Raw genomic sequence first — 14,678 nt, 5'->3', positions numbered from 1 at the left:
CACGGCGGCTCCCGCCCGGCCGGTGGAGCCGCGGCAGCACCAGCGCAACGGGGGCATCGTGCCCCGCAGGAGCCGCTGCTGGTGCTGCCCCGCTCCGGGCGGGTCGCCGGCCGATCCGCACCAGGCCCGGCATCGTCGTCGCCGTCCTCCATGGCTCCGATCAGCGGCGTGGGATGACCAGGCCGGATTCGTAGGCGAGGATGACCGCCTGCACCCGGTCGCGGACGCCGAGTTTGGCCAGCACCCGGCTGACATGCGTCTTGATCGTCTCGGCGCCCACCGTCAGCCGGGCCGCGATCTCGGCGTTGGAGAGCCCTTCCGCGACCAGCAACAGGATCTCCGTCTCCCGGCCGGTGAGCAGGTTCAGCCCGGCCGGCGGGCGGCCACCCCGGGGCCGCTGCCGGGTCACCTCGGCGATGAGCCGGCGGGTCACCGTGGGCGCGAGCAGCGCCTCCCCGGCGGCGACGACCCGGACCGCCTCGAAGAGCCGTTCCGCCGGCATGTCCTTGAGCAGGAACCCGCTGGCTCCGGCGTCGAGGGCCGCGTACACGTACTCATCAAGATCGAAGGTTGTCAGCATGATGATCCGGGGCCGTCCGGACTCCGCTCCCGCGAGGATCTCCCGGGTGGCTTCGATGCCGCTCATCTCGGGCATCCGGACGTCCATGATGATCAGATCCGGCTGCTGCTCGCGCTGCATCCGCACGGCGCCGCGCCCGTCCGCCGCCGACCCGACCACGGTGAAGTCGGGCTGGGTGTCCAGCAGCGCCGCGAACCCGGCCCGCACCACATCCTGATCGTCCGCGATGACGATCCGCACCGGCGGGCTCACAGCGGCAGGACCGCCTCGACCACGAACCCGCCGAGCACACTGTGCCCGGTCCGCAGGGTGCCTCCGGCGAGCGCCGCCCGTTCCCGCATGCCCAGCAAGCCGAACCCTTCCCGCGGCGGGCCGTCGCCGCCGTCTCCCCCGGTGTTCCAGATGTGCAGCCGTAACGCGTCCGGCTGGAAACCTACCTCGATGTCCACAGTGCCTCCGGGCGCGTGCCGCCGGGCGTTGGTGAGGGCTTCCTGCACGATCCGGTACGCGGTCAGCTCCAGTCCCGGATCGAGCTGCCGCGCGGCGCCGTGCACGATCAGGCGTACCCCCGGTCCCCCCGCCGTCCGCGCCCGGTCGGTGAGGGTGATCAGCTCGGCGAGACCCGGTTGCGGACGATGTTCGACGGCGATGTCCTCGCGCAGCACACCGAGGACCCGCCGCATCTCGGTGAGGGCCTGCCGCGCGGTGTCGCCGATGGCGAGCAGCCGGTCCGCGCCGTCCGCCGGCATGCCGGGCACGGTCAGCCGCGCCGTCTCCGCCTGCACGGAGATCAGCGAGATGTGGTGCGCGACGACGTCGTGCAGCTCACGGGCGATCCGGGCGCGTTCCTCCCGGGCCGCGTGGGCGTGCGCGAGATCCTGCTGGGCGCCGGTCGCGGCGGCTTTCACAACCCTTGCGGTGTACGACCTCCGCACTCCCCCGGCCACCAACAGCACGACGACCGCACCGAGGAGGAGCACTCCGTGCTGCCGGCCGGCCGTCGCGTACGCCACGAACGGCGCCGCGAACAGCACCGCCACCCGGTCCGTCGTGCGCTGCCCGAGCAGGAACAACAGCGAGCCCAGCACCGCCAGCGCCGTGACGGCGGGCCGCTCCCCGATCAGCAGGGTCACCAGCACGCTGCCGCTGACCACTGCGGTGACGGGGATAAACCGTACCCCCGCGAAGGCGACCGGCACGGTCGCGCAGAGCGCCAGCACCACGTCCGCCGGCAGCCCGGCTGCGGAGTCCACCGTCTCGGCCACCGCCAGGATCCCCAGCGCCGTGGCCGCCGCGACCCTTCCCGACAGGTTCACGCGGCCATTATGGACGTCCCCCTGGAGGGGGACGGGAAGATCGCCCGCGGAGGGGACGACCCGGAGTGTGGTGGGGACATAGGTTCGGCGGCATGCCCTCTCTGACGATCGAGGCCCGCGAGCTGACCAAGAGGTACGGGCCGGCGCCCGTGGTGGACCGGCTCAGCTTCACCGTGCGACCAGGCTCGGTCACCGGTTTCGTGGGCCCGAACGGAGCCGGCAAGTCGACCACGATGCGGATGATCCTGGGCCTGGACCGGCCGGACGGCGGCGCCGCCCTGATCGGCGGGCGGCCCTATCGGGCGTTGCGCGACCCGGCCCGGGTGGTGGGGGCGCTCCTCGATCCGGAGGCCGTTCATCCGGGCCGGCGCGCTGCCGACCATCTGCTGTGGATGGCCCGCTACAACGGCATCCCCCGCTCCCGGGTCACCGCTGTCCTCGATCAGGTCGGCCTGGCCCCGGTCGCCCGGAAACGGGCCGGCGGGTTCTCGCTGGGCATGCGGCAGCGGCTGGGAATCGCCGGGGCGCTGCTCGGCGACCCGCCGGTGCTGATCCTGGACGAGCCGGTGAACGGCCTGGACCCCGAGGGCATCCGGTGGATCCGCGGCCTGCTGCGTTCCCTGGCCGCCGAGGGGCGGACCGTCCTGGTGTCCAGTCATCTGATGGGCGAGCTGGAGGACACCGCCGACCATCTGCTCATTCTGGGCCGGGGCCGGCTGCTGGCCGACGTGGGCGTGCGCGAGCTGCTGGACCGTGCCGCCGGCGGCGGTGTCGAGGTCCGCACCACCCGCCGGGCGGAGGCGGCGCGGGCCCTCGCCGACGCCGGCGGCACCGCCGCGATAACCGGCCCGGACACCCTGACCGTCACCGGCCTGGAGACCGAGCACGTCGCATCACTGCTGGCCGCCGCAGGCGTCCCGGTCACCGGCCTGGCGCAGCACCGCTCGTCCCTGGAAGACGTGTACATGCAGATGACCCGCGACCACGCCACCTTCACGGCCACCTCATGACCGCCCTCACCGATCACCCCCGGCACCGGCCGGCGCCGTACCTGACCAACCTCGCCGAGCCACCACATACCGGCCGAACGAGGACACCGGACAGGTGCCGCATGATCAACCATTCCGAGAGCCGCCCGCACGCCCCTCACACGAGGACCCGCCGGATACACCGGGCGGACACGGCATGATCCGGCGGGCGTTGCCGGCCGAGTGGGTCAAGCTGCGGTCGGTGCCGAGCACCGGGCTCGCGCTGCTGGCCCTGTTCGGGCTGACGATGCTGCTGAGCCTGACCGCTGCCACGCTGGGCCGGTCGGAGGTCAACGGGCAGCGGCTGTGGGTGGACCAGTTCCACTTCACGCATCAACCGATGCCGGGCGACGGGACACTGACCGCCCGGGTGGCGGTGCAGAAGGACACCAGCCCGTGGGCGAAGGCCGGCTTGATGATCAAGTCGGGTACTGGAAGCGGCTCCCCATATGCCGCGATCATGGTGACGCCGGGCCACGGTGTGCTGTTGCAGGGCAGCGCGCAGACCGAGCTCGCCAGCCCGGACGCGACCGGGCCACGGTGGCTGCGGCTGACCCGGGCCGGTCAGCGGGTGACCGGCTACGAATCCGCCGACGGCGTCGCGTGGACCACCGTCGGCACCGTGAACCTTCCGAACGGCAGCCAAGCCGGGCTGTTCGTCGGCTCACCGCCGGTGCCGCATGCGGGCGGACGCAGCTACGAGGCGGTTCTCGGGGAGGCCACCTTCACTGACATCGCCTCGAGCGGATACGGGCAGGATGCCGATGTCGCCCGGGCCGGGAACTGGCGGGACACCGATGTGGCGCAGCCCGATGACGGGAGTGCCATCGGCGAGGGTGTGGCCGCTGGGCCGGCGCTCGCCGGGGGCAGTCGATGGGGGGCGGACGGCTCGGTGACGGTGACCGGCAGCGGCGACATCGGGGCGGCCGGGATGGGCGGCATCAACGTCACCGACATGGATCCGGTCCGCGGTGGTCTGATCGGCGTGCAGTTCGGGCTGGTCGGCGCCCTCGCGCTGGGGGCCCTGTTCATCACCGCCGAGTTCCGGACGCGGACGATCCGTACCACCTTCGTCGCCCATCCCGGCCGGAGCGCGGTGCTGGCTGCCAAGGCGATCGTGCTGTTCGGGGTGGTGTTCGTGACCGGGCTGGCGGCTGCGGCCCCGGCCTACCTGATCACGCGGCCGATGCAACGGGCCCGCGGTTTCGGGCCACCGGTCTACCCGGAGTCGTCGATCACTGATCCGGCGGTGATCCGGGCGATCGTCGGGGCGGCGTCGTTCCTGGCCTTGATCGCCCTGTTCAGCCTGGCCGTCGGGACGATCGTTCGGCACACCGCCGGCACGGTGATCGTGCTGCTTGCGGTCCTGGTGATCGTGCCGACGATCGCGGGCGCCACGTCACCGGAGGCGTACGCGTTCATCGGCCGCGCCACCCCACTCGCCGGCCTGTCGATCCTGCAGACCATCGAGCTGAGCCCGGTGTCGACAGCCGCGGTGACCGGCGCGTGGACCGGCTTCGCGGTGCTCGCCGCCTGGACGGCCGCGACGCTGGCCGCAGCGTTCTGGCTCCTGCGCCGGAGAGACGTGTGATGCGGGCGGTGTGGGCGGAGTGGACCAAGGTGCGGACGCTGCCGGCCGGGCTGTGTGTGATGGCGGCTCTGATCGCCGGGCTGGCGGCCGGGGTTCGGCTGGAGATCACCCAGGTGGCCACGGTGGTGCTGGCCGTGCTGGTGGTCTGCGGCGAGTACCAGCCGGGCCTGATCCGGGTGACCTTCGCGATGGAGCCACGGCGGCACCTGGTGCTCGCCGCGAAAGCCGCCGTGGTCGCCGCGGTCCCGGCCGCCGGGCTCGTGGTGGCGGCGGCGCCCGGGGCGGTCCGGCATGTCGTGCTGGTCGGGCTGTTGAGTCTCGGGGTGGCCGCGACGGTCCGGCACGCCGGTGCGGCGCTCGGTGTCGTGGTCGCCGCCCTCTACGGGCCCTACCTGGTCACCCTGCTGGTGCCGATGTCCGCTCGGGCCGCGACCGGTATCCGGGACGTCGCCCCGATGACCGGCGGCCCAGCCGTCCTGGCCGGGTACACCGCCGCGAGCCTGCTGGCCGGCGGCTTGCTGTTCCTCCGCCGCGACGCCTGAGCGCATCACCAAAACGCCGCGCCCTCGCCGGGCCGCCCGGTTGCACCGTTCAAGGCACGTCGCGGTGCGGTGCGGCGTGGTGCGGCGTGGCGTGGTGCGGCGACACGGCATGGAACGGCGCGGCACGGCGTTCACGGGGACGCACGGACCGTGTGGTTCGAGATCGCGTTGCGGCGCGTCACGTGGGGGGACTTCTGGTTACGCCCATCTCGGTGAACATGGTGGCGGCGGCCTGGTGCAGCCGCACGGCCTCGGCGGGGTCGTCCGTGCAGTCGGCCAGGCCGGCGGTCGCGCAGGCGATGGCGTACGGGCTGCGCCAGTCGTGGCCGACGGCGAGAGCCCGCTCGTACACCTCACGCGCCGCCGGAAGATCGCCGGACAGGCGCAGCGTGGCCGCGTAGTCGTTGAGGAAGTCCGCCTCGAAGCGCATGCCCCGGGTCCGGGCGGCCACCTCGACGGCGGTCCGGTGCTGGGCGAGCGCCTCCTCGAACCGGCCCTGTTCGGCCAGGACCACGCCGAGTTCGGTGCGGACCTCCTGCTCGAACGGGGTGAGGCCGAGGCGCACCGCGATCCGCAGGGCGATCTCCACGTACCTCTGGGCGTCCGGCGCGGTCAGCAGCCCGAGCCGCCGTTTGCTGCGCTGGATGTAGAGCAGGGTGCCGGCCTCGAAGTGCTCGTCGTCCTGCCCGAGCGTGCCGAGCAGCGCCAGCCGGTCGGCCCGCAGCGCCTCCCGCCACCGGCCGAGCCGCTGGTAGGCCAGTGACATCTGCATGGTGACCGGCTGCACCGCCCGCAGCCCGGTCAGGTTGCCGAGGGCGATGCTGTCCCGGGCCACCTCGACGGCGTCGGCGAACCGGCCCATCGAGATGTGGATGCTGGCCAGGTTGCCTTTGGTGCGGGCGATCGACTTGAGGTCCTTCTGCCGTTCCCGGATCCGCAGGCTGACCTGCAGGTAGTGGAACGCCTTCTCGTAGGCGCCGGTCCGGTAGTGCGCCGACGCCACATAGTTGGCCATCTGCGCCACGCCCTCGTCGTCGCCGTGTTCCTCCGCGACGGCGAGGCCGCGTTCGTTGAGTGCGGCCACGTCGTCGTTGTAGCCGCGGTAGTACAGCTGGTACCAGGCGGCCCGTGGGATCCACCAGGCGTACTGCGGGTATCCGGCGCGGACCGCCGCGTCGAGGAACGCGAGCAGGTCCCGGCGGTGCCGTTCCAGGCGGGCGCTGGGCTCGGTGATCGCCGCGACCAGGTCGGGCCGCAGCAGCGGCAGGCCTTTCAGGTCGCGTTCCACCATCGACCGCAGCGCGGAGGACACGCTGGCGACCAGGGCGTGGGTCTCCAGGTTGAGCACGCCGAGCACGGCGGTGGACCGGTCCACCTCGGGGGTCGGGAGCGCGGTCGCGTACTCGCGGAGCAGGTCGTGCAGCCGGTAGACGCCGAACTCGGGTTCCTCGATCAGGCGCGCGTCGACGAGTTCGTCGAGCAGGCCGACGACGTCGTCGAGCGGCAGTCCGGTGAGGGCGGCCGCGGCCGGGGCGTCCGGGGTGGCGCCGGGGTGGACGCCGAGGAGCCGGAACAGCCGTTGCGCCGGGACGCTGAGATGGCTGTAGGAAAGGGCGAAAGCACTGACGACGGTACGGTTCTCGACAGCCAGTTCGGGAAGGGCGTCGGCGCCGAGCCGGCGGACCAGGTCGGCGACCCGCCAGTGCGGCCGCTGGGCGAGCCGCGCCCCGGCCAGGCGCACGGCCAGCGGCAGGCCGCCGCAGCGCCGGACCACTTCGGCGGCGGCTTCCGGTTCGGCCCGCACCCGGTCGCCGGCGATGCGCTCCAGCAAGGTGACCGCTTCTTCGGCGTCGAGCAGCGGCATCGACTCGGGGCGTACCCCGTCCAGTCCGGACAGCCGGCGCCGGCCGGTGACCAGGGCGAGGCTGTTGCCGGAGGCGGGCAGCAGGTCGGCGACCTGGGCGCTGGACGCGGCGTTGTCGAGGACGACCAGCAGCCGGCGGCGGGCCACTTCGGTGCGCCACAGGCCGACCCGGCCGACCAGGTCGCCGGGGATCGCCTCGGCGGCCAGGCCGAGCTGGCGCAGCAGCACGAACAGGGCCGCCGCCGGGTCGACCGGATCCTGTTCGCTGTGGCCGTGCAGGTCGACGAAGAGGTGCGCGTCGGGGTAGCGGTCGCCGGCCAGGGCGGCCACGTGCAGGGCCAGGGTGGTCTTGCCGGCGCCGGCCATGCCGTCGACGACGAGGACCGCCGGTTCGGCCGGGTCGGCCTCGGTGATCCGTTTGAGCAGCCGGCGGACCAGGTCGTCGCGGCCGGTGAAGTCGCGGACCGTCCGGGGCAGGCAGCGGACCAGGCCCGGGTCGCCGGCCGGGACGCCGCTGAGGATCTCCCGGTGCACCGCCTGCAAGGCCGCGCCGGGGTCGATGCCGAGTTCGTCGCGCAGGGTGTCGCGGGCGCGCCGGTATTCGGCGAGCGCGTCGGCCTGCCGCCCGGCCCGGTGCAGCGCCAGCATCAGCTGCCCGCGCAGCCGCTCCCGCAGCGGGAACCGCTCGGCCATCGGGGTCAGGTCGGCGAGCAGCTGCCGGGACCGGCCGGCGGCGAGTTCCAGGTCGGCCCAGTCCTCGACCGCCAGCAGGTGCTGCTCCTCCAGGGCGGCGGCGGCCTGGCGCACCCCGGGCGCGTCGATCTCGGCGCAGGCCGCGCCGTGCCACAGGTCCAGGGCGCGGCGGTATGTGCCGGCGTCCTGGGTGGCGCGGGCGGTCTCGACGAGCCGGGCGAAGACCAGGGTGTCCAGGTCGTCGGGGCCGACGCGGATGCCGTACCCCGCCCGGTCCGTCAGGATGACGTCGGCGGGGAGCAGCCGCCGTAGCCGGGACACGCACGTGTGCAGCTGTCCCCGGGCGGTGGCCGGTGGCGTCTCGCCCCACACGGCCTCGACCAGCTCGCTGAAACCGACGATCCGGTTGGGGTGGAGCAGCATCATCGCGAGCACGACGCGGTCGCGCCCGGCCGTCACCGCCACCTGCCGCCCGTCGCCGACGACGGTCAGGGGCCCGAGTATCCGGTAGCGCACAGTGCTCGCCCCCTTCGCCGGGCCGCGACTCCCGGTTACTTCGTCGAGCAGGCCTTCTTCAGGTCGGCGACCGCCGCGTCGAAGGCGGTCCTGCCGGGCACCTTGTCCGGCGTCTTCTGCCAGGCCTCGTCGAGCGCCAGCATCTCGTCGTGGACCTTGTCGGCCGCGGCCTGGACGTCGGGGCCGGCACCGACGGCCTTAGCGCTGATCTCCGACGCGGCGGCGTTGTACGCGGCGCCGGCGGCGGAGTGGCCGGCGGGCGGACCGATCTTCTCGGCTTCGTCGATGATCTTCTGGTTGGCCTTGAGGGAGGCCGCCAGTTCGCCACAGATCTTGACGTCGGCCAGGGGGTCGGCGCCGGGAATGCCCGCCCCTGCCGACGGCGGCGCCGGCGCCTCGGCTCCCGCCTCGGCGTTCCCGGACGCAGCGGCGGTGGTGGCGGCCGGAGCGGGCTCGTCCTTGGCCGAGTCGCATCCGGTCAGCGCCGCGACCACGACGACGGAGGAGAGCAGGAGCCCGAGACTTCTGATGCGCACTGTCGTTCCTTACATGTTCGTCCCCGTTGGAGATCGAAAGCTAGCAGAGTGCCGATCTCCCGGACTGCCGGGTTTCCGCGGCCGCCCAGGGTGATATGTGATCGTGACTTGACGGGAAGACACGACGGTACAGTTGATCAACTGTGTGGCGGACGAAGGATGGTGTAGTGGTCAACGGCCCGGGTAACAACCAGGGGATCGGGATTCTTCGGGGGGACGTCACGTGCTGATCGCGATCGGCATCCTGGCGATCGTGCTGCTCACGGCCGCCACCGGTTACTTCGTGGCACAGGAGTTCGCCTACGTGGCGGTGGACCGGGAGCGGCTGCGCGTGCTCGCCGACTCCGGTGACGCCGCCGCCGGCCGGGCGCTGAAGGTCACCCAGAAACTCTCGTTCGTGCTCTCCGGCTCCCAGGTCGGCATCACCGTGACGGCCCTGCTCGCCGGTTACGTCGCCGAGCCGTTCCTCGGTGAGGGCACCGCCGAGCTGCTCGGCCTGGCCGGTGTGCCGGAGGCGGTCAGCGCCACCATCTCGATGGTGATCGCGCTGCTGTTCGCGACAGTGGTGCAGATGGTCCTGGGCGAGCTGGCGCCGAAGAACCTGGCGATCGCGAAACCGGAGGCGGTGGCCCGGGCGCTGTCCCGCTCCACGATGATCTACCTGGCCGTGGCGGGCCCGCTGATCCGGCTGTTCGACGCCACCGCCAACCGGCTGCTGCGGGCCGTCGGCATCGAGCCGATCGAGGAGCTGCCGCAGGGCGCCACCTCCGAGGACCTGGACCGGATCATCGAGGCGTCCAGCGCGCACGGGGTCCTGGACGCCCGGGCGGCCCGGCTGCTGGATCACGGGCTGGACTTCCGGACCCGTACCGCCGCCGAGGTGATGCGGCCCCGGGTGGACGTGACCGCGGTCGGCGCGGCCGAGCCGGCGTCCCGGGTGGTGGACCTGCTGGACACCGGCCACTCCCGGTTCCCGGTGATCGGCGACGGCCTGGACGACGTGATCGGCATCGTCTCGATCGCCGACGTGGTCACCCTGGAGCCGTCGGCCCGCTCCACCACCCCGGTCAGCACGCTCACCACTCCCCCGGTGGTGCTGCCCGAGTCGTGCACGCTCCCGCAGGTGCTGGACCGGCTGAAGAGCACCCACCGGCAGATGGCCGTGGTCGTCGACGAGTTCGGCGGTTTCGCCGGCATCGTCACCCTCGAGGACGTCGCCGAGGAGCTGGTCGGTGAGATCCGCGACGAGGACGACCTGCCGGAGCCGGGCATCGAGCAGGAGCACGACGGCACCTGGACGGTTCCCGGCCGCGCCCGGATCGACGAGGTCGCCGAGGGCACCGGCATCAGCCTGCCCGAGGACGAGCTGTACGACACGGTCTCCGGCCTGATCTCGGCACGGCTCGGCCGGCTGCCCGCCGTGAAGGAGAGCGTCGACGTGGAACTGCCGCCGCTGATCGACGACGACGGCGAACCGGTGCCGCAGGGCACGGTCCGGCTGACGATCCTGGAGGTCCACCGGCACGTGCCCGCGCGCGTGGCGATCAGTGAAGTGACGACCGGCGAGGTGGACGAGTGAACGCGACCTGGTCCCTGGTGATCTCACTGTTCCTGCTGGTGTTCAACGCCTTCTTCGTGGCCGCCGAGTTCGCGCTGGTCGCGGCGAAACGGCACCGGCTGGAGACGGCTGCCGCCGAGGGCTCCCGGGGCGCCCGTGCCGCGATGGCCGGCACCCGGCGGCTGTCGCTGATGCTGGCCGGCGCGCAGCTCGGCATCACGCTGTGCACGCTGGGGCTGGGCGCGCTGGCCAAGCCGGCGGTCGCGCACCTGCTCGAACCGGTCTTCACCGCCACCGGGCTGCCGGAGAACGTGGCGTACGTGGTGGCGTTCCTGCTCTCGGTGATCCTGGTCAGCTTCCTGCACGTGGTGGTCGGCGAGATGGCCCCGAAGTCGTGGGCGATCAGTCACCCGGAGACGTCGGCGACGCTGCTCGCGATTCCGTTCGTCGGGTTCACCACCGTGCTGAAGCCGGTGCTGACCGCGCTGAACGGGCTGGCCAACGGGGTGCTGCGGCTGGCCCGGGTGGAGCCGCAGGACGAGCTGGCCCAGGTGCACAGCGCCGAGCAGCTGCGGATGCTGCTGGAGACCTCCAAGGAGCACGGCACCATCCCGGCGGCGGAGCACGAGCTGCTGACGGCGATGCTCGGGGTGGAGTCGCGGACGGTACGCGAGGTGATGGTCCCGACCGCGTCCATCGTCACGGTGGCGGCGAGCGACGACGCCCGTACCGTCGAGCTGCGCAGCACCGAGGCCGGCCGGTCCCGGCTGGCGGTGACCGACGCCGGCGGCGGCATCGCCGGGATCGTGCACGTGCGGGAGGCCGCCAAGGCGGTGGGCAGCGGCAGCGGCGCCACCGCCGGGACGCTGATGGCCGAGGCGCTGCGGCTGCCCGCGGCCACCACCGTCCTGGACGCGGTCGCCTCGATGCGGCACGGCCGCAACCAGGTCGCCCTGGTCGTCGAGGACGACACGGTGATCGGCCTGGTCGCCCTGGAGGACCTCCTCGAACAGGTGATCGGCCAGTTCGACGACGAGACCGACCCGGTCATCGACGCGGCCCGGCGGGCCGGCCGGAAGTCACGCTCCCACGCGTAACCAGTCGCCCTCCGGCAGCCGCACCTCGAACCCGTCGTCGAAGCGGACGCCGGGACAGCCGTCGACGGGCGCCTGCCAGCCGCGCACCGGGTCGTTGACCGCGTGCCGGCTGCAGTGCGTCTCGTCGACGTAGCCCCAGGCCAGCAGCACCGGCCGGCCGCGGTAGGAGTAGCGGCCGACGGAGGCGACCCGGTCCCCGTCGGCCCGGCGGTAGAAATCAGCCCGCAGGCCGGGCACGACGGTGCCCTCGAAGTCCGCGTCCGCCACCGAGCGATGCGGAACGTATGCCGTTAAATCCGGAATTGTCACGGTGGTTGGTCGTCACGAGCCGGCGATCGGTTCCCGCTCTTTCAGGTGACTGCGCACCCGGGCCCGCAGCGCCCGCCGGGCCAGCGGACCGAGGTCGTCGACCACCTCGATCAGCACCGCGAGCTGATCCAGGGCCCCGAGCGCCCGCTGCGCGCCGTCCCGGTCCACCCCCTCGTACAGCTCGATCCCGACGAACGCCGCCGACACCGCCCGCGCCAGCCCGGGGATGTCCGCCACCTCGGCCACCGGCGAGCCCGCCAGCAGCCGGTTCAGCACCGCCTCGATCTCGTCGGCCCACAGTGTCAGCGCCGTCGCGGTCGGCCCGGCCAGCCGCTCCCCGCTCTGCGCCGCCGCGAGCAGCTGGGCCAGCACCGACACGTTGCCCTCGGCCAGCTCAGCGGTGTGCAGGTCCCGGCCCACCTGCAGCAACTCTCGCAGCGAACCGACGGCAGCGAACCGGTCCGCGTACGCCGCAACCCGCTCTTTCGTCGTGGCCACACACGCCGCGCCGAGCAACTCGTCGACCGACCCGTAGTGGTAGAAGACCAGCGCCTGATTCACCCCGGCCGCGGCGGCGATGGTCCGCGCCGACACCCCGGTGACACCGTGCTCCCGCAACGCGAGGAGGGCGCCGTCCAGCAGTCGCTGCTTGGTGTCGCTCATGGCCGCCCATTCTGCCCCACCGGGTGCGGCGCCGCGATCAACGCGTCCGTCACCAGCTGCGCCAGGGCTTTCAACCCCGGCAGGAGCAGGAGCCAGCTGAGGTACGCCCCCAGCAGTCCCGTGTGCTCCATCCCCCGCGCGACCGCACCCACGCCGTCGGCCACGTGACCGTCAGATCGCGCCCTCGTGCAACGCCACGGCCGCCAGCAACAGGCCGATGGTGGTGATCCGGAACACCGCGCCGTGCGCCGAGCCGCTCGGTCGCAGCGCCAGCGCGGCCGCCACGACGGTCGGCAGCACGACGAACAGCAGGGCGCTGTCCGCCCGCCCGGACCGGACGGTGAGCACGAAGAACACCACCCCGAACAGGGCGATCACCCCGGCCAGCACTTGTTCGCCGATCCCGTCCGGATCCGTTCCACCTTCGGCCTCCCCCGTTTTGAGCGATCGCTCAATCCCTGATTCCGGGAGAACATAGCGCGGTTTGAGCGGTCGCTCAAGTCGGCGGGTCCTAGAGTGGGGGCATGTGGCGCTTGCGCGGGGACGCGGCCCTGATCGCCGGGGTGCTCGCGGTCACCGTGGGCACCGCGCTGACCACGGCGGACGACGCCGCCCGGCCGCTGCTGCCGTTCGGCCTGGCGCTGATCGTGACGTCGGCCGTGGCGCTGTGGTTCCGGCGCCCGCAGCCGTACGCCGTCCTGGCCCTGACCGCAAGCACCGCCCTCGTCTACTACCCGCTGGGTTTTCCGGACGCGCCCGTCGCGCTGACCCTGGTGATCGCGCTGTACACGGTGGCCCGGGACCGCGGGCCACGTCCGGCGATCGGCGCGGCTGCCGTGCTCGTGCTGGCGTTCGCGCTGCTCAACGGCGGTGACGAACTGGCCGCGCTGGCCGGGATCGTGCCGTTGCTGCTGCTGCCGGTGGTGCTCGGCGAGATCGCGCGCGGGCAGGCCCGGCAGACCGCGCAGGCCCGGGAGCGGGCGGCGCTGGCCGAGGCCGTCCAGGAGGCCGAGGCGCAGCGCCGGGCCACCGAGGAGCGGCTGCGGATCGCCCGTGAGCTGCACGACGCCCTCGGTCACCAGTTGTCGCTGATCAGCGTGCAGTCCGGCGCGGCCCTGCACACCGGCGAGCCGGACGCGGCGTTCGCGGCGCTGCGGGCGGTCCGGGAGGCGAGCCGGGACGCGCTGCGGGAGATGCGGTCGGTGCTGGGCATGTTGCGGGAGCCGGAGCAGCCGGGACTCGGCGCCCTGCCGGAGCTGTTCGCGCGCACCGAAACGGCCGGGGTGACCGTGCACGCCACGATCGAACCGGGGTTGTCGCCGCCTGACGAGGTGCAGCTCACGGCGTACCGAATAGTGCAGGAAGCCCTGACCAACGCGGTCCGTCACTCGACCGCCTCCCGCGCCGAGGTGGAGATCCGCCGCTCCGGCGCCGCCCTGTCGCTGACCGTCACCGATCCAGGCAAACCGCGTGTTGATTTCGGGCGCGATGGACGGCCGAACTCAACACGCGAGATGTTGGGCAATGGATTACGCGGAATGGCGGAACGGGCCGATTCGCTCGGTGGAACATTTCAGGCCGGGCCCATCAGCGGCGGCGGCTTCCAGGTGGCGGCGCGGCTGCCACTCGACAGGAACGGAGCGGAATGATCTCGCTGGCGCTCGCCGACGATCAGACTCTGGTACGGGCGGGCTTCCGCACCATCCTGTCCGGTGAGCCGGACATGACCGTCGCCGGGGAGGCCACCGACGGCGCGCAGGCCATCGACCTGGCCCGGCGGCTGCGACCGGACGTGATCCTGATGGACATCCGGATGCCGGGGACCGACGGGCTCGCCGCGGCCCGGGAGATCTGCGCCGACGAGGACCTTTGCGGCGTACGGGTGGTCATGCTGACCACGTTCGAGTCCGACGAGTACGTGTACGGCGCGATCCGTGCCGGGGCCAGCGGTTTCCTGCTCAAGGACATCGAACCGGCGGAACTGATCCACGCGGTCCGGGTGGTGGCCCGCGGCGACGCCCTGCTCGCCCCGTCGGTGACCCGCCGGCTGATCGGCGAGATGGCCGGCCGCCTGAAACCGCCGCCCGTGCCCGAACCCGGCACGCTGACCGCCCGGGAGCTGGAGATCCTCGACCTGGTCGCGGCCGGGCTGTCCAACGAGGAGATCGCCGCCCGGCTGATGATCAGCTACGCGACGGCCAAGACGCACGTGAGCCGGATCCTCACCAAGCTGGCGCTGCGGGACCGCGCCCAGCTGGTCGTCTGGGCGTACGAGACCGGCCGCGCCCGGCCCGGCTGGCATACCTCCCGGGATGTACCCGCCATCCCGCGAATACCTCCCGGGAATCAATTTCCGGTCCGGGGGACAACCGATTCCTGAACCAC

General features: G+C 72.7%; 13 protein-coding genes and 1 pseudogene. 7 read left to right on the top strand and 7 right to left on the bottom strand.

The window, feature by feature from the left end; genetic code table 11:
• Positions 1 to 160: 160 nt before the first annotated feature.
• Together ACZ3II_RS12395 and ACZ3II_RS12390 are read right to left on the bottom strand one after the other, a co-directional pair.
• A complete protein-coding gene (locus ACZ3II_RS12395; protein WP_465517696.1) occupies positions 161 to 832 on the bottom strand; it encodes a response regulator in 672 nt (223 codons plus the stop codon).
• Positions 829 to 1,896: a sensor histidine kinase gene (locus ACZ3II_RS12390; RefSeq protein ID WP_465517695.1), complete on the bottom strand. Its 1,068-nt coding sequence runs from the start codon at positions 1,894 to 1,896 to the stop codon at positions 829 to 831. Before ACZ3II_RS12390 ends, ACZ3II_RS12395 begins: the two co-directional genes overlap by 4 nt.
• A gap of 92 nt (positions 1,897 to 1,988) precedes the next feature.
• Here ACZ3II_RS12390 and ACZ3II_RS12385 point away from each other — a divergent pair, with 92 nt between their 5' ends.
• The 3 genes from ACZ3II_RS12385 (at position 1,989) to ACZ3II_RS12375 (ending at position 5,057) form a co-directional block, all read left to right on the top strand.
• Positions 1,989 to 2,906 carry an ABC transporter ATP-binding protein gene (locus tag ACZ3II_RS12385; protein ID WP_465517694.1) on the top strand — a complete coding sequence of 306 codons (918 nt, stop codon included), beginning with the start codon at positions 1,989 to 1,991 and terminating at the stop codon, positions 2,904 to 2,906.
• 175 nt (positions 2,907 to 3,081) lie between these two features.
• Positions 3,082 to 4,515, top strand: a complete 1,434-nt coding sequence (locus tag ACZ3II_RS12380) for a DUF1349 domain-containing protein (protein ID WP_465517693.1) — start codon at positions 3,082 to 3,084, stop codon at positions 4,513 to 4,515.
• Positions 4,515 to 5,057, top strand: coding sequence for a hypothetical protein (locus ACZ3II_RS12375; RefSeq protein WP_465517692.1), 543 nt, complete (start codon positions 4,515 to 4,517; stop codon positions 5,055 to 5,057). Before ACZ3II_RS12380 ends, ACZ3II_RS12375 begins: the two co-directional genes overlap by 1 nt.
• A gap of 178 nt (positions 5,058 to 5,235) precedes the next feature.
• Here ACZ3II_RS12375 and ACZ3II_RS12370 read toward each other — a convergent pair whose 3' ends face one another.
• Positions 5,236 to 8,130 carry an AfsR/SARP family transcriptional regulator gene (locus tag ACZ3II_RS12370; RefSeq protein ID WP_465517691.1) on the bottom strand — a complete coding sequence of 965 codons (2,895 nt, stop codon included), beginning with the start codon at positions 8,128 to 8,130 and terminating at the stop codon, positions 5,236 to 5,238.
• 35 nt (positions 8,131 to 8,165) lie between these two features.
• Entirely contained in the window at positions 8,166 to 8,666 is a 501-nt protein-coding gene (locus tag ACZ3II_RS12365) for a hypothetical protein (RefSeq protein WP_465517690.1), read from the bottom strand.
• A 223-nt stretch (positions 8,667 to 8,889) separates the two neighbouring features.
• Here ACZ3II_RS12365 and ACZ3II_RS12360 point away from each other — a divergent pair, with 223 nt between their 5' ends.
• Both ACZ3II_RS12360 and ACZ3II_RS12355 read left to right on the top strand, forming a co-directional pair.
• Positions 8,890 to 10,245 (top strand): hemolysin family protein, encoded by a 1,356-nt coding sequence (locus tag ACZ3II_RS12360; RefSeq protein WP_465517689.1) that lies wholly within the window; start codon positions 8,890 to 8,892, stop codon positions 10,243 to 10,245.
• Positions 10,242 to 11,321 carry a hemolysin family protein gene (locus ACZ3II_RS12355; RefSeq protein WP_465517688.1) on the top strand — a complete coding sequence of 360 codons (1,080 nt, stop codon included), beginning with the start codon at positions 10,242 to 10,244 and terminating at the stop codon, positions 11,319 to 11,321. The genes ACZ3II_RS12360 and ACZ3II_RS12355 overlap by 4 nt, the downstream gene beginning before the upstream one ends.
• Here ACZ3II_RS12355 and ACZ3II_RS12350 read toward each other — a convergent pair.
• The 3 genes and pseudogenes from ACZ3II_RS12350 to ACZ3II_RS12340 all read right to left on the bottom strand — a co-directional run.
• Positions 11,304 to 11,588: a hypothetical protein gene (locus ACZ3II_RS12350; RefSeq protein ID WP_465517687.1), complete on the bottom strand. Its 285-nt coding sequence runs from the start codon at positions 11,586 to 11,588 to the stop codon at positions 11,304 to 11,306. The two genes, ACZ3II_RS12355 and ACZ3II_RS12350, sit on opposite strands and share 18 nt — an antisense overlap.
• Before the next feature lie 54 nt (positions 11,589 to 11,642).
• A complete protein-coding gene (locus tag ACZ3II_RS12345; protein WP_465517686.1) occupies positions 11,643 to 12,293 on the bottom strand; it encodes a TetR/AcrR family transcriptional regulator in 651 nt (216 codons plus the stop codon).
• A gap of 174 nt (positions 12,294 to 12,467) precedes the next feature.
• Positions 12,468 to 12,695: pseudogene (locus tag ACZ3II_RS12340) on the bottom strand (hypothetical protein); the annotation flags it as partial.
• Positions 12,696 to 12,817: 122 nt separating this feature from the next.
• Here ACZ3II_RS12340 and ACZ3II_RS12335 point away from each other — a divergent pair.
• Together ACZ3II_RS12335 and ACZ3II_RS12330 are read left to right on the top strand one after the other, a co-directional pair.
• The gene (locus tag ACZ3II_RS12335; protein WP_465517685.1) at positions 12,818 to 13,942 is read left to right on the top strand and encodes a sensor histidine kinase; all 1,125 of its coding nucleotides are present in this window, start codon (positions 12,818 to 12,820) and stop codon (positions 13,940 to 13,942) included.
• Positions 13,939 to 14,673 carry a response regulator gene (locus ACZ3II_RS12330; protein ID WP_465517684.1) on the top strand — a complete coding sequence of 245 codons (735 nt, stop codon included), beginning with the start codon at positions 13,939 to 13,941 and terminating at the stop codon, positions 14,671 to 14,673. The genes ACZ3II_RS12335 and ACZ3II_RS12330 overlap by 4 nt, the downstream gene beginning before the upstream one ends.
• Positions 14,674 to 14,678 lie beyond the last annotated feature (5 nt).

It is taken from the genome of Actinoplanes sp. NPDC019969, assembly GCF_055562375.1.
The sequence above is the reverse complement of the archived record's forward strand: the minus strand, read 5'-3'. Positions and strand labels throughout refer to the sequence as shown.